Here is a 21,356-nt window from a genome sequence, read left to right as displayed (position 1 = left end):
CGGACAAAACGGACGGCCAGGTGTGCAGCGGACGGGAGCAGCCATGGTGGACGAAGGCCATCACCGGTCCCGGCGGCCCGACCGGCCCGACCGGCCCGGAAGCCCTGGGAGTCCCGCCGCCGGGCCGCCGGTGGCGCTGATCACCGGCGCCTCCTCCGGCATCGGCGCGGCCACCGCGCTCCGGCTGGCACCGGCCGGCTGGCAGCTGCTGCTCTCCGGCACCGACCGCACCCGGCTGGACGACATCGCCGCCCGCACCGGCGGCCGGGCCCTGCCCGAGGACCTCTCCAAACCGGACGGCCCGCAACGCCTCACCGAGGCGGCGCTGGCCGCCGCCGGCCGGGTCGACGTTCTGATCGCCAGCGCCGGTCTCGGCTGGCGCGGGCCCTTCGCCCGGACCCCCACCGACACCCTGGACCGGATGATCGAGGTCAACCTGGCCGCTCCACTGCGACTGGTCCGTCTGCTGCTCCCCGGCATGCTGGAGCGCCGGCGCGGCCGGATCGTGCTGCTCGGCTCGATGGCCGGGGAGGTCGGCGTGCGCGACGAGGCCGCCTACGCGGCCACCAAGGCCGCGCTGGCGATGTTCGCCGAGAGCCTCTGGTACGAGCTGCGCGGCACCGGCGTCGGCGTCCGGATCGTCCTGCCGGGCCCGGTGGACACCCCCTTCTTCGCCCGCCGCGGCACCCCCTACCAGCGTGAACGCCCCCGCCCGGTGAGCCCCGAACGGGTCGCCGACGCCGTGATCGGGACGATCACCACGTCCAGCGACCGCCCCTTCGTCCCGCGCTGGCTGGGCCTCGCCGCACGCGTCCACGGCGTCGCACCGGGGGTGTTCCGGCGCATGGCGTCCCGCTTCGGCTGACCGGGGCGGGCACCGATGGACCGGGCGCGAACGGCCCGCCGGGCGGTCCTCGCCGCGGCGGGCGCCGAGCTGCTCCACCTCGCCCCGGCCGCCGTCCGCCTGCCGCCCGTCCGCCGGACGCTCGCCCGCCGCACGGCCGGGTACGGCGCCACCCCCCGGCACGTCGCGCTGACCTTCGACGACGGCCCGGACCGGCGCAGCACCCCGTACGTCCTCGACGCCCTGGACGGACTCGGCGTCCGGGCCACCTTCTTCCTGCTCGGCACGATGCTGGAGCGGGCCCCGGAGCTCGGCCGCGAGCTGGTGGCCCGCGGTCACGAGGTGGCCGTGCACGGCTGGTACCACCGCCCCCAGTGGTACCCGGCCCCCGCCCGCGACCTGCGCGAGCTGCGCCGCGCCACGGAGGCGGTCACCGAGCTCTGCGCCGCCCGCCCGCTCTGGTACCGCCCGCCCTACGGCGTCCTGACGGCCGGCCCGGCGCTGGCCGCCCGCCGGCTCGGTCTGCGGAGCGTGCTCTGGACGGCCTGGGGCCGCGACTGGACCGAGCACGCCACCGCCGCCTCCGTCCACGCGACCGCCCGCCCCGGCCTCGTCGCCGGTGCCACCCTCCTGCTGCACGACTCGGACTGCACCTCCGCCCCCGACTCCTGGCGCGCCACCCTCGCCGCCCTCCCCCTCCTCGCCGCCCACTGCCGCGACCACGGCCTCACCCTCGGCCCCCTGCGCGACCACGGCGTACCGGGCGGGGCGGTGGAACGGCAGCCGGCGCGGTGACCGCCCCGCCGGGCGGCTACGCCAGGCCGACCCGGGCGAGAGCGGCCCCGAACCCCGTCCGCCAGCCCTCCGGGGAGGCGCCGGCGGACGGCGGCGGCGCCGGGCGGTCCAGCGCGGCGAGCGCGGTGCGGACCACGTCGGGCGGGCGGGCGGAGGTGACGTCGGCGTGGCCGAGCTCCAGCTCGTGCTGGAGGTTGTCCCGGCCATGACCCTGGACGACATCCAGCAGGAGCAGCCGGCGGCCGAGCGCCCGGGCCTCGCTGCAGGTGTCGCCGGAGCTGGTCACCACCAGGTCGGCGGCGGCCATCAGCGCGGGGATCCGCTCGGTGTAGCCGAACGGGTGCAGGCGTGGCCGGCGGCCGGCGGCGTGGCGCAGCCGGCGTTCCAGCTCGCCGTTGCGTCCGGCCACGGCGAGCACGTGCGGTCCGGCATCGGCCAGGTCGGCGGCGGTGCGGGCGAGCGGGCCCAGCCCCCAGGAGCCGGACATCAGCAGCACGCACCGCGCGCCCGGCGGCACCCCGAACTCGCCGCGGGCCGCCGCACGGGTCGGCGGGCGGTAGAACGGCGCCCGCAGCGGCGCCGGCAGCACGGCGATCCCGGCCTCGGGCCGGTAGCGCCGCACCGCGCAGGCCGCGACCTCGGAGGTGACCAGGAAGAGGTCGGTGCCCTCCTGCACCCAGAGCCGGTGCGGTGTGACGTCGGTACAGAGCACCAGGTGCCGGAACGCCGGCCCGCCGGCCCGCCGGGGCAGCCGGTTCACCGCCGAGGTCGCGGTGGCGAACACCGACACCACGAGCTCCGGCCGCTGCCGCGCGACCAGCTCACGCAGGGCCGGGACCAGCCGGGTCCGGGCCGCGGCGTCGGCGAGCAGGGCGAGACGGGCGCCGGGCCGCAGCGCCGCGAAGTGGAAGGCGTCGTAGACCCCGGGCAGGTCGAGCAGCCGGCGGAAGACCGCCTCGCCGGTCGCGCCCGCGCGCTGCCCGAGCAGCGCCATCGCGTCCACCGTGGCCGTGGTCCAGCCGCGCGCCCGCAGCGAGTCGGCGCAGGCCTGGGCCATCACGTCGTGGCCCTGCCCGAGCGAGCCGGAGACCAGCAGGGCGTGCGGCACCGGCGCGCCGCCTCAGGAGGCGCCGGCGGTGGGGCCGGCCTCGCCGCGGTACCAGTCCGCGTACCGCCGCAGGCCGTCCGCGAAGTTGGTCCGCGGCGACCAGCCGAGCAGCCGCTTCGCCTGGGCGGCCGAGATGCGGCGCGCGGCGTAGTCGGCGGTCCGGGCCTCGATGTGCGAGATGGTGACCGGGCCGAGCAACTCGTCGACGGTGTCGGCGATGTCCCGGACGGAGACGGCGGTGGATCCCTCCAGCGCGAAGGTCTGGTCCTCGGCGGCGGGGGAGAGGGCACGCACGTGCGCGTCCGCGAGGTCCTCGACGTAGACGAAGTTGCGGCTCTGCCGGCCGTCGCCCGCGATGGTGATCGGCCGTCCGGCCAGTGCGGCCTGCACGAACCGGGCGACCACCAGCTCGTCCCGCATCCGCGGCCCGTACGGGATGCCGTAGCGCAGGATGGTGAAGTGCTGCCCGTACAGCTCCCGGTAGCTGTGCACCAGCATCTCGGCGGCCAGCTTGGTGGCCACGTACAGGTGCCCGCTGTGCTCCAGCTCGATGGGCACGTGCTCGTCCAGCTCCTGCTCGCCGCTGTCCAGCTGGTCGTCGGTGAGGGCGGCGCCGTAGACCCAGACGGTGCTCGCCAGCACCGTGCGGCTGAGACCGCTGCGCCGCGCCGCCTCCAGGACGCTCTCGGTACCGTCGATGTTGATCCGCACGGCCCGGACCGGGTCGGCGGCGACGTGCTCGACATCCGCCATCGCGGCGAGGTGGAAGACCACTTCGCAGCCGTCCAGGGCGGCGGTGAGGGCGGGCAGGTCGAGGATGTCGATGCGGGCGTGCTCGGCGTCGGTGTTGAGGTACTTGTCGGTGGTGTCCACCGCGAGCACCTCGTGGCCGGCTGCGAGCAGCCGGTCCACGACGTGTGAGCCGATGAATCCGCATCCCCCGGTGACGGCTACGCGCACGTTCTCTCTCCTTGTCCGGCCTTCTCCCGCGCCGTCCGGGCCGGGCTGGCCGGGCGGACGGCGGGGACTCTCTGGGCGGTGCGGGTGGACGGGGCGGTGCGGGTCCGGTCCGGGGACGTTCCGGCGGCTCCGGTCGTCCCGGTCGGTCCGGTCGTCCCGGTGATGCCCGACGTCCTGGTCATCCCGTGAACCGGTGGTGGACGGCCGAGACCGCCTCGATCACCTGGTCGGTCTCGTCCTCGGTCATGTCGGAGTGCACGGGCAGGCAGATCTGCCGGGCGCAGAGGTCCTCGGCGACCGGCAGCGGCCCGCGCCGGTAGGGGGCCAGCACCGGCTGGAGGTGCAGCGGCAGGTCGTACACCTCGCCGGAGAGCCGCACCCCGAACTCCTCGGCAACCGCCCGCTTGAACGCCGCCCGGTCGACGCCGGCCGGGAGCAGCGCCACGTACTTGTAGTAGTTGCTGCGGCAGCCGACCGGCTCGACCGTCGGACGGAGGCCGTCCAGTCCGGCGAGCGCCGTGTCGTACCGCTGGGCCACCCGGCGCCTGGTCTCGACGAACTCCTTGAGCCGGCGCAGGTGCACCGCGCCGACGGCGGCGTTCAGCTCGCTCAGCCGCCAGGAGGCGCCGAACCGGACGTGGTGGTTGGTGGTGAACGACCCCTTGCCCTGGTCCCGGTGGATCCGCGCCTCGTCGCGCAGCTCGGGCGACTCGGTGAGGATCATGCCGCCCTCGCCACTGGTGGTGACCTTGGTCGGGTAGAACGAGAAGGCGCCGGCCAGGCCGAACGACCCGGCCGCGCGCCCGCCGTACCCGCTGCCGTGCGCGTGGGCGGCGTCCTCGACCAGCGGGATGCCCCGGCGGTCGCAGATCGCGCGCAGGTCGTCCACCTCGGGGGTGATCAGACCGCCGATGTGCACCAGCACCACGGCGGCGGTCTCCGGGGTGAGGGCCGCCTCCAGCGTCTCGGGGGAGAGCGCGAACGTCGCCGGGTCCACGTCGGCGATGACGGGGCGGCCACCGGCGTGCACGACGGCGGCGGCCGTCGCGTAGAAGGTGACCGCCGGGACGACGACGTCGCGGTCCCGGACGTCGACGGTGCGCAGGATGATCTCCAGTGCCGCCGTGCCACTGGCGACGGCGACGGCGTGCGAGGCGCCGTGCTCGGCCGCGAAGGCCTGCTCGAACCGCTCGGTCCACGGGCCGAGGGTGAGCGCGCCGGTGGCGAGGATCTCCGTCACCGCGTCCGCGACGGCCGCACGGTCGCTCTCGTCGAACACGATACGAGCGGCTGGAACGCCCATGGGGGCCACCTCCGGCAGCAGGATGGACAGGCCATCGAACGGATCGGTTCCGGCCGGACCGGAGAGAACGGTCGGGCCAGGCACATCACGCTACTTCGCCTGCCCGCTCCCGGCCCGTCGTCACCGCCCGCCCGGGTGACCGGCCGATCACCGGCCCGCCGGACCCGGCCGGCACCGCCGTCCGCCACCGGGCGGCCGGAAGGGCCGGGAGGCCCGACCGCTGCTCCCCACAGCGGACCGCGACTACGCCGTTCGGGTAGTGCGCTACTGCGTACGGACTACGTGAACGACCTGCTCAGCGATGACGACGCGCCGGCCTCCGTCGGCCGAGGATGGCCATGCTCCGGGCGACCCGGGCCGTGACGCGGCCCGGTGTCCGGGCCGCACCCGTGAACGTCATCCGAAGGAGGCTGCTCTTCCGTGGCCACATTCCTGTACCGCCTGGGCCGATGGGCCTTCCTCCGGCGCCGCCTGATGACCCTGTTCTGGGTCGCCCTACTGGCGACCGCCGGAGTTCTGGCCGCCAAGGCACCGGCGGCACCCGACGACGGCTTCGCGGTGCCGGGCACGGAAGCACAGCAGGCCTTCGACCTGATGGACGAGCGCTTCCCCGGCAGCACCGCCGACGGCACCTCGGCCCGCCTGGTCTTCGTCGCACCCTCCGGGCAGAAGATCACTGCCAGTGCCAACCAGCAGGCCGTGGAGCGGACGGTCGCCGAGATCGCCCACGGCGCGCAGGCCACCGGCGCGGTCAGGCCGTTCCAGGCGGGCGCCGTCTCCGAGGACGGTTCGACCGCCTACGCGACGGTCAGCTACGACACCAAGCCCGGCTCGCTGACCACGGCCGCCACGAACGCCCTCCAGCAGGCGGCGCAGCACGGGCGGGACGCCGGTCTCACGGTCGACGTCGGCGGCTCCGCACTGCTGGGCGGCGGGGAGGAGGGCGGTCCCGAGCGGCTGTCGGCGCTCACCGCCCGCGAGCGCGAGGTGATGGCGATGGCCGCCACCGGCCTGGCCAACGAGGAAATCGCCGAGCGGATGTACGTCAGCCGTTCACGGTCCGGATCCATGTCCACCGTGCGATGTCCAAGCTCCAGGCTCGCGACCGGGCCCAACTGGTGGCCATCGCCTACCAGTCCGGGCTGGCCCGGCCGCCCGCTCGCCCCGCTGAGTCCGCCTCGCTGGGCCGGCCCTGCCGAGTCCGCCCCGCCGGGCGTCCCGGCCGGGCAAGGCTCGCCCGTCCGACCGGGCACCGGCGGTGTCCCACCCTGGGCAGCGCCCGGGCACCACCGGGGCACCGCCCGGGCACCACCGGGTACCGACTGCGGCCCGGGCGGCCGTCGCAGGCTGACGGGGCGCCACCGAGGGTGCGCCCGCCGGACGTTGGCCCCTCGTCGGCGGTGGCTGTCCGGGCCCCGGCCACCGCGCTGTTCCGCCCGCACCGTTACCATGCGCTCCAAGGCCCGCCACCGCGGCGGCCGGAGCTGTTTCCCCAGGCGAACGGGGAGCGGGAGGGGCGAGGATGTCAGGCACGGGGTGGCCGTCAGGGAATCGGCAGGGCGAGCGCTGGCCGGGGGTGGACCTGCGGATGGACGTCCCGCACTCGGCCCGGGTGTACGACTACCTCATCGGCGGCAAGACCAACTTCGAGGCCGACCGGACCGCGGCCGATGCGTCCGTCAAGGCGTGGCCGGCCCTGCCGATCTCGATGCGCACCACCCGCACCTTCATGCAGCGCGTGGTCCGCCACCTCGCCGAGGAGCACAAGGTCCGCCAGTTCCTGGACATCGGCACCGGGATCCCGACCTCGCCCAACGTGCACGAGATCGCGCAGGGCATCGCACCGGAGGCACGCGTCGCCTACGTCGACAACGACCCGATCGTGCTGACCCATGCCCGCGCCCTGATGTCGAGCACCGAGGAGGGCCGGACCTCCTACATCGACGCCGACTTCCGCGACGTCGACTCGATCATGGGCGCCCCCCAGCTGCGCGAGGTGCTGGACCTGACGCAGCCGGTGGCGCTCTCCCTGATCGCGATCGTGCACTTCGTCCTCGACCAGGACGACCCGCAGGGCATCGTGCGCCGCTTCATGGACGAGCTGGCCCCGGGGAGCTTCCTGGCCCTGACCGTCTTCACGGGGGACACCGACCCGGTCGGCGTGGGCGGCGTCGGCCGCGAGTACAACGCGCGCGGCATCCCCCTGCAGATCCGGGACAAGGAGGAGGCGCTCGCCTTCTTCGACGGCTTCGACCTGCTCGACCCGGGGGTGACCCTGGTCCACCACTGGCGGCCGGACGCGGACGCGGCACCGGTGCGCGACCAGGACATCGCGATGTACGGCGGCGTGGCCGTCAAGCGCGGCTGAACCGCCCGCCACTGCCCCGTCAGGCGGCAGCGGCGATCAGCGGGGCCGACATTCGAACGGACCGGCGGCAGCCCCTGGCTCCACCGATCCGCCATCGACGAACGAGGCGCGCTCTTCGGGAGTGGCGGTGGCACACTTCGGACACACCACGGGTGACACCGTGGAGAGGCCGAGTGTGCGCACCGGGGACTCCTGACGGCGCACGCGCACCGTCGAGCGAAGGAGCGCCGTGGAGCGGATCGTGCCCGCCGGTGACTGGGTGGTCGGGATCGACGTCGGTGGCACCGGGATCAGGCTGGCCGTCGCCCCCGGCGGGTGGCCCGCCGATCTCTCCGGCGCGCGGCTCCGCGCGCTCGCGGAGCCGGCCCGGATCGCCGTGGGCGGGCACGACGCGCAGGCACTGCTGACGCGCCTGCTCCCGGCGCTGGACGCGCTCGCCGCCGGTCTGCCGCCCGGTGCGCGGATCGGGGCGGTGGCCGTCGGGGCCACCGGTATGGCGCTGCTCGGCCGTGGCCTCGCCGCCGGGCTCCCCGCCCCGCTGGCCCGGGCGACCGGCGCGGACCGGTTGGTGCTGGCCGGCGACGCCGTCACCGCCCACGTGGGTGCCCTGGGAAGGCGGCCGGGAGTGGCCGTGGCCGCCGGGACGGGCCTGGTCGCGATCGGCCTCCATCCGGCCACGGGCTGGCACCGGGCCGACGGGTGGGGCCAGTTGCTCGGCGACTGCGGAAGCGGCGGCTGGATCGGCCGGGCCGGCCTGGAGGCGGCCCTGCGGGCCTACGACGGCCGGACCGGCGGCTCGGCCGCGCTGCTGGCGTCGGCCGAGCACCGCTACGGCCCGGTGACCGGTCTGCCGGGCGCTCTTCAGCCGCGCCCCGACCGTGCCGCCCTGCTCGCCGCCTTCGCTCCCGACGTGGTCGACGCCGCGGACGGGGGGTGCCCGGTCGCGGGTGCGATCGTGCGGCGGGCGGGGGAGGAGATCGCCGACGCGGCGGCCGCCGCCGCGCGGTCCGCCGGCCTGTCGGCGCCGCAGGTGGCTCTGACAGGTGGCCTGTTCGCCCTGGCCCGTCTGCGCGAGGCGGCGCTGGCAGCCCTGGGCGACCGTCTCCCGGCGGCGCGTCCGCACCACCCCGACGGCCCGCCGTTGCTCGGCGCGCTGCGACTGGCGGCGAGCGTGACCGGTGCAGCGCTGCCCTGGCCGCTCGATCCGCCGCTGCTCGACGTGCACACCATGGTGGGCTGAGCGAGGGCCGGGGCGGGTTCGGGGCCGGCCTTCAGCCGGTCCGGACGGTGATCGCGCCGTTGGGCGCGGCCGGGTCGAGCCGGTGGCGGCCGTTGCCGGTCCTGGCCGACACCTGGTGGCTCGCGGCCGGGATGGTGAGGGTGCTGGCTCCGGTGGGCCCGGCAGGCAGGCACAGAGCGCGCCGACGCCGACCCCGGCGATCAGGAGAGCCCCGGGCGTGCGGTGCCGCTGGCGCGTCCCGCCCCCGGCGCCCGTTCGCTGCCGACTGCCGTTCGCGCAGCCGACCGGCCGACCGGCCGACCGTGGCCGGGTGGCGAGGGTGCGAACCCTGGGCTCGTCCCCTGTCCCGGCCGGGGGCCGGCCACCCGGGTGGACCTGGTGCGCAGTTCGCCCGCGCCGCCCCGGGACGTCGGTCGGACGTCGCGCCGAGGGCAGTCGGGCCTGCCCGATCGGGCAGCGTGCCCCCGGGCCTCCCGGTCTTCCCGAGGCGGCGGTTGACACCGGAAGTTGGTCTAGTCCACGGTAGGGAACGTCGGGTCGGGAGGTCGGGGGAGTCTTGGTGGGATTCCCCGCCGTGGGTGTCAACTCGCCTCTGATCAACGTGAGTTCTCGACTGTCCCGGTGCGTGGTCCACCGGCGGCGGGCCGTGCTCTCGTCGTGCCCGGGGCCGACCGGCCGGCTCGGGTGGTGCCGGCCGTGCCGGCGATCGCGTCGGAGGCCACGCGCCGTCGACACCGGCGGGCTCCCCCCGGTCGAGTGCCCTGGGGGCGTGGCCGACCGGCGCGGCCGCAGCAGATTCGACCCTTGGAGTGACCGGGACGGGATGCCGTTCGGCGACGCGCCGATGCGGGAGCCCCCGGGGCGCTCCACGGTCCGCCGACCTCGGGCGGGAGTGGATGGACGTCAGCTGCCAACACCCGTCAACCGCAAGACATCTGATGACCGAACGGAGAACTGGCATGCGCGGAACCTGTCTGGCTCTGCCCACCGACGGGGCCTGTGCCGGCACCATCGCGGACCTGGTCGGGAGCAGCGCCGTCGGCGGATCCGGCGGCACCGTCGGCGGATCCAGTGCCGCTGTCGGAGGGGTCGAGTAGATGACGGACGACATCGACATCAGCTTCCGCCTGCTGGCCGACGACGACTGGGACGCCGTCGTGGCACTGGAGTTCGACGCCTACGCGGCGGACGACCTCTCCGAGGGGCGGGAGGCGCTGCGGGCCCGGGGGCGTTCCTCGCCCGGTACCTGCTTCGTGCTGGAGCACGGGGGGAAGGTCCGCGGTTACCTGCTGAGCCTGCCCTACCCGCTCCACCGGTGCCCGGACCTGGGCCAGGTGGAGGAGGCCGACTTCGATTCGCGGAACCTGCACGTGCACGACTTCGTGATCGCCGAGGAGTTGCGCGGCAAGGACGTGGCGCTGCGGTTCATGCGCCACATCCGGGAGCAGGCGGAGCGGCAGGGCTTCGAGCGGATCTCCATGGTGGCCGTCCGGCGCAGCGACATCCTGCTCGCCCTGCTGGGCTACCGCACCCACCGTGAGGTCGCCGTCCCGGCGGGCTACGGCAAGCGCGCGGTGTACATGTCCATGGAGCTCCAGGGTCCACCGGCCGGGCAGACGGACTCCGCGGTCCGAACTCCCCGGTGACGGCACGCGTGGCGGATGCACGAAGGCGAGGTGGCGCCCGCTCCCGTCGCGCTCGTCCGCCCGGCCCCGCGCCGTTCCCGCGGCTCGGCCGAAGTGATCGCAACGCGGCCTATACTCGGTCTGCTTGACGGACGAACGGCACAACGGGGGGCGTTCATGGAGAGCTACACGGAGACTCCGCTGGGCCGGATCATCCTGATCCTGGCCGGCGTGACGCTGCTTCTGCGGGTGGTGTCACTCCCGCTCCTGACGCGCGCCCAGTTGGTCACCCGCTACCGCGCGGTCGGTCGCCTCGGGGGCCCGGCCGGGCGGCCGGCGGTGCCGGCGGGACTGACGGCGGCGGCGGTCGGCGAGCAGGTGCTCGTCCTGCTGGGCGCGGTCGGCCTGGTGCTCCTGCTGTGCTCGACGGTCGGCGGCAACGACTTCGCGTTCATGATGCCGTCGATCGTCTCGGAGAGCCCGCTGGCCATCGCCCCGTACTTCGGCGTCTACTTCTTCATCGAGCAGATGGTCTTCCTCGTTCCGGCGGTGGCCGCCCTGCTCTGCTGGGTGTTCCTCTGGATCCTGACGCAGCGCAACCTGCTGACCATCGACATGCCGCCGGGGGCCGGGACGGCCCCCGGCAGTACCGTCCGGCTGATCGGCGGGTTCGTCCTGCGCCTGGCGGCCGGTGCGCTGGTGCTGCCGATCGGAGTCGTCGAGGGTGCGCTGATGTTCCAGATCGTCGCGTTCGTGACCAGTCGGCGCCCGCGGGCCGTCGGTGCCGGCTCCACGGCTCACCTCGTGCCCGCTGCTCCGTCCGTCGGTCGGCCCGCGCCCTTCGTGCCGATGCCGGCCGCCCCGGCCGACGCGGTCCGGTCCATGCCGGCCCCGCCGGCGCCACACGTCCCGCCGGCCGTAACGGTCGGGCGCGTCGCACCCGCCGGCCACACCCCACCGGTCGGGCACGTCGCTCACCAGGAGCTGTACCCGTACGAGCCGCGGATGATCGGCGGTTACCAGCTGCTCGGCCGGATCGGGTCCGGTGGCATGGGGACGGTCTACCTGGCCCGCCGCGAGGGCTCGGCCACCCAGGTCGCACTGAAGACGATCAACCCGGAACTCCTCGGCGAAGCCGAGCTGTTGCGGCGCTTCGAGCGCGAGGCGGAGGTGCTGGCGATGGTGTCCGGCGCCTACACCGCCCGGGTGCTCGACGCCGGTGTCGACTCCGGGCGCCCCTACCTGGCCATGGAGTTGCTGGACGGCCGCCCGCTCGACGTCCACCTGCGCGAGCAGGGGCCGATCCGCTCGCCCGAGGCGCTGAGGGCGCTGGCGCTCGCGCTGGCCGTGGCCCTGCGCGGGGTGCACCGGCTGGGGCTGGTGCACCGGGACCTCAAGCCGGCCAACATCATGCTGACGACGGCCGGGCCGCGGCTGCTCGACTTCGGCATCGCGGCCATCGTCGACGGCACCCGGCTGACCCGCACCGGTGGTGGCCCGGGGACGTTGACCTACATGGCGCCCGAGCAGTTCGGCGAGGGGCCGGTCGGCCCGGCGGCGGACGTGTGGGCCTGGGCGTGCTGCGTGGTGTGCGCGGCGCACGGGGGGAGTCCGTTCGCGGCTGCCAGTACGGGGGCCGTGATCCGCCGGATCGTCGACACCGGCCCGGAGCCGACGGCCCTGGCGGCCCTCGCGGCGCTCGATCCGGCCCTCGCGGCCGTGGTCGGCCGCGCGCTGACCGCGGACCCGCAGGCCCGGCCCGGCGACGGGGGCGCGCTGCTGGAGCTGCTGACGACGCACGGCCCGGGCGGCACCGAGCCCGATGCGGGTGTGCTTCGCGACGAGATCACCCACGGCTGGCGCACCCTCGCCCTCCGCGCGGACCAGGACCCGGCTCAGCAATGATCCGGCGCCTGCCGTTCAGGCCCGCCGGAACGAGAGCCTGACGGCACCGGGCGCGGGACACCGCCGCCCGCTCGCCGCGCACCCGCTCACCCCTCCGGAAGGCAGGCCGGCCGGGCGCCGCCGTCCTCGCCGGGCGGCTCGGGCCGTCTCGGCGCAGGATGGAGATCCCGGGCGTCCGACGACGGAACCGGCGACAACGGGAGGCTGTGGTGATCGGAACGGCTGACATCAGGGAGTGGCGCGGCCACGCCGTGGTCGACGAGAAGGACCACCGGATCGGCACGCTGGAGTCGGTGTACGTGGAGACGGCCAGCGACCAGCCGTTCTTCGCCACCGTGACGGTCGGCCTGCCGGCCCGCCGACGGCTGGTGTTCGTCCCGCTCGACGGCGCCGTGGTCGGGCCCGGGTACGTGCGGGTCGCGTTCGCCAAGGGCGTGGTCAAGCAGGCGCCCTCGATCGGGACGGACGACGTCCTGCCCGCCGAGGACGAACCGGCGGTCTTCGCGCACTACCAGCTCGCCTACACCCCCGGCGCCGGCGGCGAGCGCCGACTGGCCAGACGCTGAAGATCCTGCCCGCCGCCGACCGGTCGGGTCCGTGGGACTGCCGTACCCCACGGGCCCCACGGGCCCCACGGGTACGCCTCGGCAGCTCGTCGTGACAGCGGAAGGCAGCCCTCGGGCGCAGGTGGACGAGGAAGTGGTCGGTGCCGTCCTGATCCTGCTCCGCCGGGCCCGGGGGCAGCCGGCGCTGTGATCGCGACGATCGAGGCGGGCCGGGACCGCAAGGACGTCGTTACCCGGATCGACCCGCGCCCGTCGTTCCGACGGCCCTCGTCCCGGTGCCGGCCCGGACCGGGCGCACACGGCGCGGCGCGCCGCCGCCCGCGCGGAGCGCCGGGGTGGGAGGCTCACCTGTCCCGCCGGGGCCGGCCGCCCCGCCGACCCCAGAACGCCGACCCCGGACCCCCGGACCCAAGACCCCCGGACCCCCGGACCCAAGACCCCCGGACCCCCGGACCCAAGACCCACAGACCACCGACCCGCCGAACCCCTTCAGGCTCTTCCTGACCCACCACCACGATCACCGGGCCACCACTCATGACCGTCTCCATCGCCCTGCTCACGCAGGATCTGCGCCTGCACGACAACCCCGTGCTCCACGCCGCCGCCGAAGCCGCCGACGAGGTCGTGCCGCTCTTCGTCCTCGACCCCGACGTCGCCGCCACCGGCTTCGCCGTACCCAACCGGACGGCCTTCCTCGCCGCCTGCCTCACCGACCTCGACGCCGGGCTCCGCCCCCTCGGCGGCCGGCTGGTGCTGCGCCGGGGCGCGGCCGCGGCCGAGACCGCCCGGCTGGCCGCCGAGGTGGACGCCGTCTCGGTGCACGTCGCCGCAGGCGTGAGCGCCTTCGCCCACCGCCGCGAGCAGGCCCTGCGCGAACTCCTCGGCCCCCGCCTGCACGTCCACGACGGCGTGCTGACCGTGGCCGTACCCGGCGCCGTCAGCCCGGCCGGCAAGGACCACTACGCCGTCTTCACACCGTACTTCCGCGCCTGGCAGCAGGTCCCGCGCCGGACGGTGCACCGCGCTCCCCGGGTGCTGCGCACGCCCGAGGGCGTCGCGAGCGAGCCCGTGCCCGCCGTCACGCCGGACTCACCGGGGCTGCCGCCGGGCGGTGAGCGCCCCGGCCGCAAGCTCTGGCAGGGCTACGTCCTGGAGCGCTACGAGGCACTGCACGACGACCTCGCCGCCGACGGTACGTCGCGACTCTCGCCCTACCTGCACTTCGGCTGCGTCTCCGCCACCGAACTGGTGGCGTCCGCCGAAGGGCGGGGCGGCAGCGGCGCGGAGGCGTTCGTCCGGCAGCTGGCCTGGCGGGACTTCCACCACCAGGTGCTCGCCGCCCGCCCGGACACGGCCCACGGCGACTACCGGTCCAAGGGGGACCGCTGGTTGCCCGACGACGCGGAGTCCGAGGCCTGGCGCCGGGGCCGTACCGGCTTTCCGCTGGTGGACGCGGGCATGCGCCAACTCGCCCACGAGGGCTGGATGCACAACCGGGCCCGACTGGTGACGGCCTCGTTCCTGACCAAGACCCTCTACAAGGACTGGCGCACGGGCGCTCGTCACTTCCTGCGCCTGCTGGTCGACGGTGACCTGGCGAACAACCAGCTCAACTGGCAATGGGTGGCCGGAACCGGCACCGACACCCGGCCCAACCGGGTGCTCAACCCGCTCGCCCAGGCGGACCGGCTCGATCCGGACGGCACCTATGTCCGGCGCTGGGTACCCGAGTTGGCGGGTCTGCCCGGCCGTTCCGTGCACCGTCCGTGGCGGCTGGAGCGGCCACCGGCCGGTTACCCGGCGCCGATCGTCGACCCCGACGCGATCTCCGTCCGGCTCCGCCGGGCCCGGGGCCTCGACTGACCTGCGGTCCCTGCCGATCCGTTCGTCAAGGTGCCGGTCGGCCGGCCGGCCGACGCTCGAAGCAGCGGTGGTGGGCGCCACCTCACGGCGCGGTCCGACTGGCCGTCAACTTCGTTCGCCCGTCGCTTTTCACCGGTCCGGACACGCATGGTCCCCGCGGTTGCGGGTAGCCGGGCGGGCACCACTGCCGCCAAGAGAGGGGGGACGTATGGTGCCCCAGATCGTCGAGGACGTCATCGAGGCCTGTCTCGTCGGCCCGGAGCCCCGGCCGGTCCTGATGGGCCTGCGCTACGACCCGGCCGACCCGTTCGCGCTGTCGCTCGGCTTCGGGGCCAACGCCTCGCTAGGACTGGAGAGTTCACTGTCCTGGACGGCGGCTCGCGAGCTGTTCGGCGGCGGGCTGCGCAAGCCGTCCGGTCTGGGGGATCTGCGTGTTCGGCCGTGGGCGCCCGGGGTGGTCGCCGTCGAGTTCCACGGGGACGAGGGTTGCGCGGTCCTGGTGCTGTCCTCCCGGGATCTCGTGCACTTCCTCCGCCGGACCTACGAGGTGGTCGCCCCGGGGACGGAGCACCACCTGCTCAGCTGGCCCGACACGGTGGCCGGGCTGGTGGACGAGGCCGGCTGAGCGCAGGCGAACGGGCGCGTGCCCCGGCCCCGCCGTCGCACCGGTCGCCGCCGGTCGCCCCCGAGTGCGTACCGGTGCGAACCCTCCACTGCGAGCACCACGACGAGCACCACGACGAGCACCACGACGACGGCCACGGCCCGGGCGGAGAGACCGCCCGGGCCGTGGCCGTCGTCCGCTGAGCCGTTCAGCGCCCGGGAGCGAGCCGGCGGGCGTCGATCTCGACCCAGACCGCCTTGCCCTGCTCATGGCGCTCGGCGCCCCAGCGATCGGCGGCCCGCTGGATGATGAACAGGCCGTGGCCGCCGGGCAGGCCGGGCCGGTGCGGCAGGCGGGGCTCGGGGAGCGCGGACTCGCCGTCGCTCACCTCGACCCGGAGCCGGTCCGCGGACGCGTCCAGGACGAGTTCGAGCGGGCCGCCCCCGTGCATCATGGCGTTGGCCACCAGCTCCGCGACGAGCAGCACGACGTCGTCGGCCACGTCCGGGTCCGCGCCGCTCTCCGGGGTCAGCCACGCCCAGTCGGCGAGCGCCTGCTGGGTGAAGCCTCGGGAGCGGGCCACGGGCTTGGGCAGGCCGGCCAGCCGCAGCCGCCGGCGTTGGCCGGCCTCCGGCAGCGCGGCGCCGGACCGGTTGTCGTCCAGGGTGCCCCGGCCCCTCGTCATATGCGGTTCACCCCTTCGTGCGGTTGCTGTGGCACATCGTCCGATCGGATTCCCAGGCAGCGCCGGGTTATTCCTGTGACCGCCGTCCGACTGCCGGCCCGTGGTCGGAGGCGGGCAGAGCGAGCCGGTGCGCACGGTCGAGCTCAACGGACGAGTGCCTCGCCGACCGAGTCGTGGATGGAGAACACGGCGCCGGCTCCGGTCAGCTCCAGCACACGGGCGACCGGCGCGGCGACCGCCGCGAGGCGGAACTCGACGCCCGCGGCCGAGGCGGCCAGGCGGGTCTTCAGCAACAGGTTCAGGCCCGAGGAGTCGCAGAACCCGACCCCCTCCAGGTCGAGCACGACCAGCGGTGTGCGCTGGTCGACCAGGGAGGTCAGCGCCTTCTCAGCGGGGGAGAGGCTGTCGATGTCGAGATCACCCGCCACCGCGCAGACCGCTGCGTCGGCGTCGGTCCGCCGTATGTCCACGGTCAGCGCGTGCGGCATGGTGCTCGCGGCCGCCGCGATCCGGTACTGCTCGTCCTCGACTGGCATCGTGGTTGTCTTTCCCCTCCAGAGAGTGCCCTTCGACCATACGCGGGGGAAAGCCCGCGGCCAAGGCGCACGCCCTGCGGGAGGGCTGACGCCCCGGCCGCCGGGGGCGCTCGGATCAGTCCTGGTCCAGGCCGGCGCGGAGCCGGCCGAGGATCCGGCCGAGCAGCCGGGAGACGTGCATCTGGGAGACGCCCAGCCGTGCGCCGATCTCGGACTGCGTGAGCTCGTCGGTGAACCGCATCGAGAGGATGAGTCGGTCGCGCTCGGGGAGGGCGGCGATCAGGGGCTTCAGGGAGACGAGGTTCTCGACCTTCTCCAGCCGGCCGTCCTCCCGCCCGAGCCGGTCGACCAGGGCGCCCCTGGAATCGTCCTCGTTGGAGTCGGCGCCCAGGTCGAGCGAGCCCACGGTGTGGCCGTTGGCGGCGGCGAGCCCCTCGGTCACCTCCTCCGGGGTGAGCGACAGGTGCGCGGCCAGCTCGGCGACGGTCGGGGCCCGGTCGAGCCGCTGGGTGAGCTGCTCCTGGGCCCTGGCCAGGGTCAGCCGCAGTTCCTGGAGCCGGCGCGGCACGTGGACGGCCCAGGTGGTGTCGCGGAAGTGGCGGCGGATCTCCCCGAGTACGGTCGGCACCGCGAAGGTGGTGAACTCCACGCCGTGCCGCGAGTCGAAGCGGTCGATCGCCTTGATCAGGCCGACGACGCCCGCCTGGACGAGGTCCTCCTGCGGTTCGCGGCTGGAGTTGAAGCGCCGCGCGGCGTAGCGGACGAGGGAGATGTTCAGCTCGATCAGGGTGGCCCGCACGTAGGAGTACTCCCGGGTGCCCTCCTCCAGCTCGTCGAGGCGGGCCAGCAGGGTCCGGGTCAGTTCGCGCGCGTCGGCCGGAGGGACCTCGCTGGGCTCGGCGATCTCGGGGATGGCGGTGCTCTCGGTGATCTCAGCGGTCTCGGACGGACCGGGGAGACCGGACGTTCCGGGGGCCGCGGGTGCGGCTCCCGTCGGTACGGCGCTCGGTCGGGCCTGGCCCTGGACGGAGGGGTACGCGGGGGCGAGGAGAGCATCACTGGACGGAGCCATGTCGGTCCTTTCATCGGTTCCGCGACGGTCCGTCCCCCCGTACCCGGGATCGCCGGACCGATGCCCCTCCGGGGTGTGGTGATTGTGCGAAGAATGGGTGACGACTCCTGTGCGGCCAGGTCCCGCACGGCCGAGTCCTGTGCGGCCGGCCCTATCCGGTCGGGTCCGGGGTGTGCGATTCGTCCCGTTCCGCGGCGGGGGCGACCGGCACCCGGGGCAGGGCGTGGGGGTGGGCCTCGCACAGGTAGCCGACGAGGTGCTCGCGGACCTGGCAGCGCAGCTCGAACGCGGCGTCGGCGTCGGGCGCGGTCATCAGGGCCCGCACCACGATGGTGGTCGGCGTGGTGTCGACCACCTGGAGGGCGCTGCCCTCGCCGTCCCACAGTGAACTCTTGGCCAGGAACGCCTCGAACTCCGCCCGCAGTTCGGGCATCGGTGTGCGGTGGTCCAGGTGGAACAGCGCCGTCCCGGTGATCTTGCTGGTGCGGCGCGACCAGTTCTCGAACGGGCGGCCCGCGAAGTAGGACATTGGCATGACCAGCCGCCGCTGGTCCCAGGTCGCGATCACCACCGAGGTGAGCGTGATCTCCTCGACCGTCCCCCACTCGCCGGCGACCACCACGACGTCGCCGATCCGGATCAGGTCGCCGAAGGCCATCTGGATGCCCGCGAACAGGTTGGCGAGCGTGCTCTGCGCCGCGATCCCGGCCACCACACCGACCAGTCCGGCGGACGCGAGCAGACTGGTCCCCAGCCCCCGGACGGCGGGGAACGTCATCAGCATCGCTCCCAGCGCGACCACGGCGACGGCGGCCTGACAGATCCGGCCGAGCAGGCCGGCCTGGGTCCGGGCCCGCCCGGCCCAGGCGGGGTCGCGGCGCCGGCCGGCGAGCTGCATCGCGCCGCTCGTCAGCAGGGCGATCAGCCGTGCGGCCAGCCAGGCGCAGGCGGCGATGGTCGCGAGCACCAGCAGGTGCCGGACGGCGCCGTGCACGGCCGGGGCGGCGCGGGCCCACGGCTCCCCGGCGAGCATCAGCCCGCAGGCGGTGGCCGCCAGCAGCGGTGGGCGGCAGCCGCGCAGCAGGGACGGTGTGGCGCCGGTGCGCCCGCGCGTGGCGAGGAACCGTGCGGCGGCTTCCGAGAGCAGGTTCAGGGCGAACGCGGCGACGGCGGCCGACGCGGCGACGACGATCAGGCGGACGAGGCTCCACCCCACGGTGTGGATCCCTTCTTCGGACGGTCCCCGCGGGAGCGGTCCGCGGGGGCGGGGCTCCGTCTGCCCGCTGGCCCGCCGTCCACACCCGCCCGGCGCCCGGGGCGGGGCCGGCCGGGTGGTGTCCTGACGGATCGTCCGGATCGGGGCATACCCGGGCGCGGCCGGGGCAGGCGCCCCGGCGACCGGCCGCCGGCCCGGCGGTCGGGAGCTCGGCGGAGAAGGGAAACGTGATGACACTGATCGAGGAGTCGGTCCAGGTCGATGTGCCGCTCGCGGTGGCGTACGAACAGTGGCGGAAGGTCGAGGACTTCCCGCTCTTCATGCGTGGCGTGGTCAGCATCGAGCGCGCCGGGGAGCTCACCCACTGGGTGGTCGGCGTGGCCGGTGCGTACCGCGAGTTCGACGCCAGGACGACCGAGGTGGTGCCGGACGAGCGGGTGGCCTGGGCCGCGGTGGCCGGCGAGGTCCGGCAGGCGGGCGTGGTGACCTTCCACCGCGTCGGTGAGGACACCACGCGGATCATGCTCCAGCTGGACGTCGAACCGCAGGGCCTGCTGGAGCGGATCGGGGAGGCGCTCGGCTTCGTCGACCGTCAGGTCATCGACGACCTGCACGACTTCAAGGAGTTCGTCGAAGCGACTCACGGCGGCCCCCCGGGTGCGCCCCGCGCGGCCTGACCACCGCTCGCCCGCCCGTCCGCGCGCCCGCAGGCCCACCGGCCCGCCGGCCAGCCGTCCGGCCCGCCCGCCGGGTCGAAGCCGGGCCGGAGTTCCCGCAGCGCCCGACAGCGCGTCATGCGTCGTTCACGTCACGGTCGCCGACCTTGGGATGAATGGGGGCCGCCGACAGTTGTACAGCCAACTGTCGGTCTCCCTCATCCCAACCTCCGTGACCAGCCGCGGACGGGCCCGGCCGTCCCCCCGGCGGACCGGCCTCCCGAGCGCGGCGGACAGGACCACCGTGGCCGCAGGCAGCGCCCTGACGCTCAGCTCATCCGCCGACCCGTTCGAAGGCGACCGGCTCACCTTCCACTGGAGCACCGACGCTCCGGACGCCAAGAACTGGGTCGGCGTCTACGACGGCAGCCGGAAGCCAGGCACCGGCAGCTCGCTGGTCTGGAAGTACACCCCGGCCGCCGCCGGTGACGTGCAGCTCGACACCTCGGCGCTCACCGGCGGGCCGTACACCGCCTACCTGCTCGCCAAGGACGGCTACGGCGTCCTGGCGCAGTCCGCGCCCTTCACCTTCCGGCCCAAGCCCGCCGTGGCCCGCCCGCACAGCGCCGTCGACGCGCTGACCACCACGGCCGTGGCGCCCGGCGGCGCCGTCTCCGTCAAGCTCGGCGGTCTCTGGCACCGGCCGGCCGGCAATCCGGCGGGCACCGCCGCCTTCCGCAAGGTCAGCGGCCCCGCCTGGGCCTCCGTCGGCTCCGACGGCACGCTCACCGGTACCGCGCCCGCCACCGCGCCGAAGAACCCGGAGGTGGTCGTCGTCGGCGTCAAGGACAGCGCGGGCGCCACCGACACCGTCACCGTGCAGATACCGGTGGCCGACCCGGCCGGCCCGCTCCGGCTGAAGGTGGCGAGCTGGAACCTCGCCGAGGCGGGTGCCGCGTTCACCGACGCCCTGGAGAAGCAGCTGCGCGTGGTGCTGACCCAGGGCCTGGACGTGCTGGCCCTCCAGGAGACCGTCGGCACGGCCGCCCAGAGCCTGGCCACCGCGCTGGGCTGGTACGCCTACCAGAGCGCGGGCAGCGTCGGCATCCTCAGCCGGTACCCGCTCACCGCCGTCACCCCGGTCACGGCCGCGCTGCCCGCCGCCGGGGCCACCCTCCAGCTCCCCGGAGGCCGGAGCGTCCGGTTCTGGGCCGCGCATCTGGACGAGGCGAACTACGGCCCGTACGCCGCCCAGGACGGCCAGAGCGCCGCGCAGATCACGGCCACCGAGAACGCCTCCGTCCGACTCCAGCAGGCCAAGGCCCTCGCCACCGCCGTCCAGGCGGACGCCGCCGGGCACGCCGCGGTCGTCCTCGCCGGGGCGCTCGCCTCGCCGTCCCACCTGGACTGGACGGCGGCCACCGCCGGCCTGCACAGCGGTGTCGGCCCGCTCGACTGGCCGGTCACGGTGGCCCTCCGGGGCGCCGGACTGACCGACAGCTTCCGTGAGGAGAACCGGAACCCGGTCAAGGCACCCGGGACCACCTGGTCGCCGGTCCGCAAGCAGCGCGGCAGCAAGCCCGAGCCGCAGGACCGGATCGACTACGTGCTGTACGCGGGCCCGCTGAAGCTGGTCGAGGCCCACACCCTGGTGGCCGACTGGCCCGCCACCGGGGCCGACCCGGCCGCCGTCGCCGCCAACCAGTGGCCCTCCGACAGCGCCGCCGCGGTCGCCACCTTCCAGCTCTGACGGCCTCGCGCCCCACTCCGCTCCCTCCCACCGCCCCGAGAGGCCAGTTCGCCATGTCCGATCTCTCCCGTCGTTCCTTCGTCGGCGCCACCGCGGCCGTCGGCGCCGCCGCCGTGGTCGGCCTGCCGGCCGCGTCCGCGAGCGCCGCTCCCGCCGCCGACCGGCCCACCGGCAGCATCGCCGACGTCAAGCACGTCGTGGTGCTGATGCAGGAGAACCGCAGCTTCGACCACTACTTCGGCGCCCTGAACGGCGTCCGC

20 protein-coding genes and 1 pseudogene are annotated in these 21,356 nt (G+C 75.0%); 14 read left to right on the top strand and 7 right to left on the bottom strand.

Going from position 1 to position 21,356, the window contains the following annotated elements:
• Positions 1 to 130 precede the first annotated feature (130 nt).
• Both AB0J08_RS07405 and AB0J08_RS07400 read left to right on the top strand, forming a co-directional pair.
• A complete protein-coding gene (locus AB0J08_RS07405) occupies positions 131 to 865 on the top strand; it encodes an SDR family NAD(P)-dependent oxidoreductase (RefSeq protein ID WP_360628351.1) in 735 nt (244 codons plus the stop codon).
• Positions 866 to 880: 15 nt separating this feature from the next.
• Complete coding sequence (locus AB0J08_RS07400; protein WP_360628348.1) at positions 881 to 1,639, top strand: polysaccharide deacetylase family protein; 759 nt, start codon at positions 881 to 883, stop codon at positions 1,637 to 1,639.
• 16 nt (positions 1,640 to 1,655) lie between these two features.
• On the opposite strand, the gene AB0J08_RS07395 is transcribed toward AB0J08_RS07400, so the two are convergent.
• The 3 genes from AB0J08_RS07395 to AB0J08_RS07385 all read right to left on the bottom strand — a co-directional run bounded on the left by AB0J08_RS07395 (position 1,656) and on the right by AB0J08_RS07385 (position 5,010).
• Positions 1,656 to 2,747, bottom strand: a complete 1,092-nt coding sequence (locus AB0J08_RS07395; protein ID WP_360628345.1) for a hypothetical protein — start codon at positions 2,745 to 2,747, stop codon at positions 1,656 to 1,658.
• A gap of 12 nt (positions 2,748 to 2,759) precedes the next feature.
• Positions 2,760 to 3,707 (bottom strand): NAD-dependent epimerase/dehydratase family protein, encoded by a 948-nt coding sequence (locus tag AB0J08_RS07390; RefSeq protein ID WP_360628342.1) that lies wholly within the window; start codon positions 3,705 to 3,707, stop codon positions 2,760 to 2,762.
• Between the two features lie 178 nt (positions 3,708 to 3,885).
• On the bottom strand, positions 3,886 to 5,010 hold the full coding sequence (locus AB0J08_RS07385) for a DegT/DnrJ/EryC1/StrS family aminotransferase (protein ID WP_360628339.1): 1,125 nt from the start codon (positions 5,008 to 5,010) through the stop codon (positions 3,886 to 3,888).
• Positions 5,011 to 5,484: 474 nt separating this feature from the next.
• Between AB0J08_RS07385 and AB0J08_RS07380 the strand changes: the two are divergent.
• The 9 genes and pseudogenes from AB0J08_RS07380 to AB0J08_RS07340 form a co-directional block, all read left to right on the top strand.
• A pseudogene (locus AB0J08_RS07380) lies at positions 5,485 to 6,021 on the top strand (MMPL family transporter); the annotation flags it as partial.
• A gap of 511 nt (positions 6,022 to 6,532) precedes the next feature.
• The gene (locus AB0J08_RS07375; RefSeq protein WP_360628336.1) at positions 6,533 to 7,378 is read left to right on the top strand and encodes an SAM-dependent methyltransferase; all 846 of its coding nucleotides are present in this window, start codon (positions 6,533 to 6,535) and stop codon (positions 7,376 to 7,378) included.
• Between the two features lie 229 nt (positions 7,379 to 7,607).
• Positions 7,608 to 8,618 (top strand): BadF/BadG/BcrA/BcrD ATPase family protein, encoded by a 1,011-nt coding sequence (locus AB0J08_RS07370; protein WP_360628333.1) that lies wholly within the window; start codon positions 7,608 to 7,610, stop codon positions 8,616 to 8,618.
• 959 nt (positions 8,619 to 9,577) lie between these two features.
• Positions 9,578 to 9,715, top strand: a complete 138-nt coding sequence (locus tag AB0J08_RS07365) for a hypothetical protein (protein ID WP_360628330.1) — start codon at positions 9,578 to 9,580, stop codon at positions 9,713 to 9,715.
• A complete protein-coding gene (locus tag AB0J08_RS07360) occupies positions 9,716 to 10,264 on the top strand; it encodes a GNAT family N-acetyltransferase (protein WP_360628327.1) in 549 nt (182 codons plus the stop codon). It begins immediately after the preceding gene.
• A gap of 156 nt (positions 10,265 to 10,420) precedes the next feature.
• The gene (locus AB0J08_RS07355) at positions 10,421 to 12,148 is read left to right on the top strand and encodes a serine/threonine-protein kinase (RefSeq protein WP_360628324.1); all 1,728 of its coding nucleotides are present in this window, start codon (positions 10,421 to 10,423) and stop codon (positions 12,146 to 12,148) included.
• 209 nt (positions 12,149 to 12,357) lie between these two features.
• Complete coding sequence (locus tag AB0J08_RS07350; protein WP_360628321.1) at positions 12,358 to 12,714, top strand: PRC-barrel domain-containing protein; 357 nt, start codon at positions 12,358 to 12,360, stop codon at positions 12,712 to 12,714.
• A 534-nt stretch (positions 12,715 to 13,248) separates the two neighbouring features.
• Positions 13,249 to 14,577, top strand: a complete 1,329-nt coding sequence (locus AB0J08_RS07345; RefSeq protein WP_360628318.1) for a deoxyribodipyrimidine photo-lyase — start codon at positions 13,249 to 13,251, stop codon at positions 14,575 to 14,577.
• A 208-nt stretch (positions 14,578 to 14,785) separates the two neighbouring features.
• Complete coding sequence (locus tag AB0J08_RS07340) at positions 14,786 to 15,202, top strand: SsgA family sporulation/cell division regulator (protein ID WP_360628315.1); 417 nt, start codon at positions 14,786 to 14,788, stop codon at positions 15,200 to 15,202.
• A 187-nt stretch (positions 15,203 to 15,389) separates the two neighbouring features.
• On the opposite strand, the gene AB0J08_RS07335 is transcribed toward AB0J08_RS07340, so the two are convergent.
• From AB0J08_RS07335 to AB0J08_RS07320, 4 genes are all read right to left on the bottom strand, one after another.
• Entirely contained in the window at positions 15,390 to 15,866 is a 477-nt protein-coding gene (locus AB0J08_RS07335; protein WP_360628312.1) for an ATP-binding protein, read from the bottom strand.
• 143 nt (positions 15,867 to 16,009) lie between these two features.
• Positions 16,010 to 16,402 (bottom strand): STAS domain-containing protein, encoded by a 393-nt coding sequence (locus AB0J08_RS07330; RefSeq protein WP_360628309.1) that lies wholly within the window; start codon positions 16,400 to 16,402, stop codon positions 16,010 to 16,012.
• 115 nt (positions 16,403 to 16,517) lie between these two features.
• Positions 16,518 to 17,474, bottom strand: coding sequence for a SigB/SigF/SigG family RNA polymerase sigma factor (locus AB0J08_RS07325; RefSeq protein WP_360628306.1), 957 nt, complete (start codon positions 17,472 to 17,474; stop codon positions 16,518 to 16,520).
• A 151-nt stretch (positions 17,475 to 17,625) separates the two neighbouring features.
• Complete coding sequence (locus AB0J08_RS07320; RefSeq protein WP_360628303.1) at positions 17,626 to 18,690, bottom strand: mechanosensitive ion channel domain-containing protein; 1,065 nt, start codon at positions 18,688 to 18,690, stop codon at positions 17,626 to 17,628.
• Between the two features lie 230 nt (positions 18,691 to 18,920).
• Between AB0J08_RS07320 and AB0J08_RS07315 the strand changes: the two genes are divergently transcribed.
• The 3 genes from AB0J08_RS07315 to AB0J08_RS07305 all read left to right on the top strand — a co-directional run.
• Positions 18,921 to 19,367, top strand: coding sequence for an SRPBCC family protein (locus AB0J08_RS07315; RefSeq protein WP_360628300.1), 447 nt, complete (start codon positions 18,921 to 18,923; stop codon positions 19,365 to 19,367).
• 283 nt (positions 19,368 to 19,650) lie between these two features.
• The gene (locus tag AB0J08_RS07310) at positions 19,651 to 21,096 is read left to right on the top strand and encodes an endonuclease/exonuclease/phosphatase family protein (protein ID WP_360628297.1); all 1,446 of its coding nucleotides are present in this window, start codon (positions 19,651 to 19,653) and stop codon (positions 21,094 to 21,096) included.
• Positions 21,097 to 21,149: 53 nt separating this feature from the next.
• Positions 21,150 to 21,356 (top strand): alkaline phosphatase family protein (locus AB0J08_RS07305; protein ID WP_360628294.1); only part of this gene is annotated, 207 nt, incomplete at its 3' end.

Origin of the sequence: Kitasatospora sp. NPDC050463 (genome assembly GCF_040655255.1) — a bacterium.
GTDB lineage: Bacteria > Actinomycetota > Actinomycetes > Streptomycetales > Streptomycetaceae > Kitasatospora.
The sequence above is the reverse complement of the archived record's forward strand: the minus strand, read 5'-3'. Positions and strand labels throughout refer to the sequence as shown.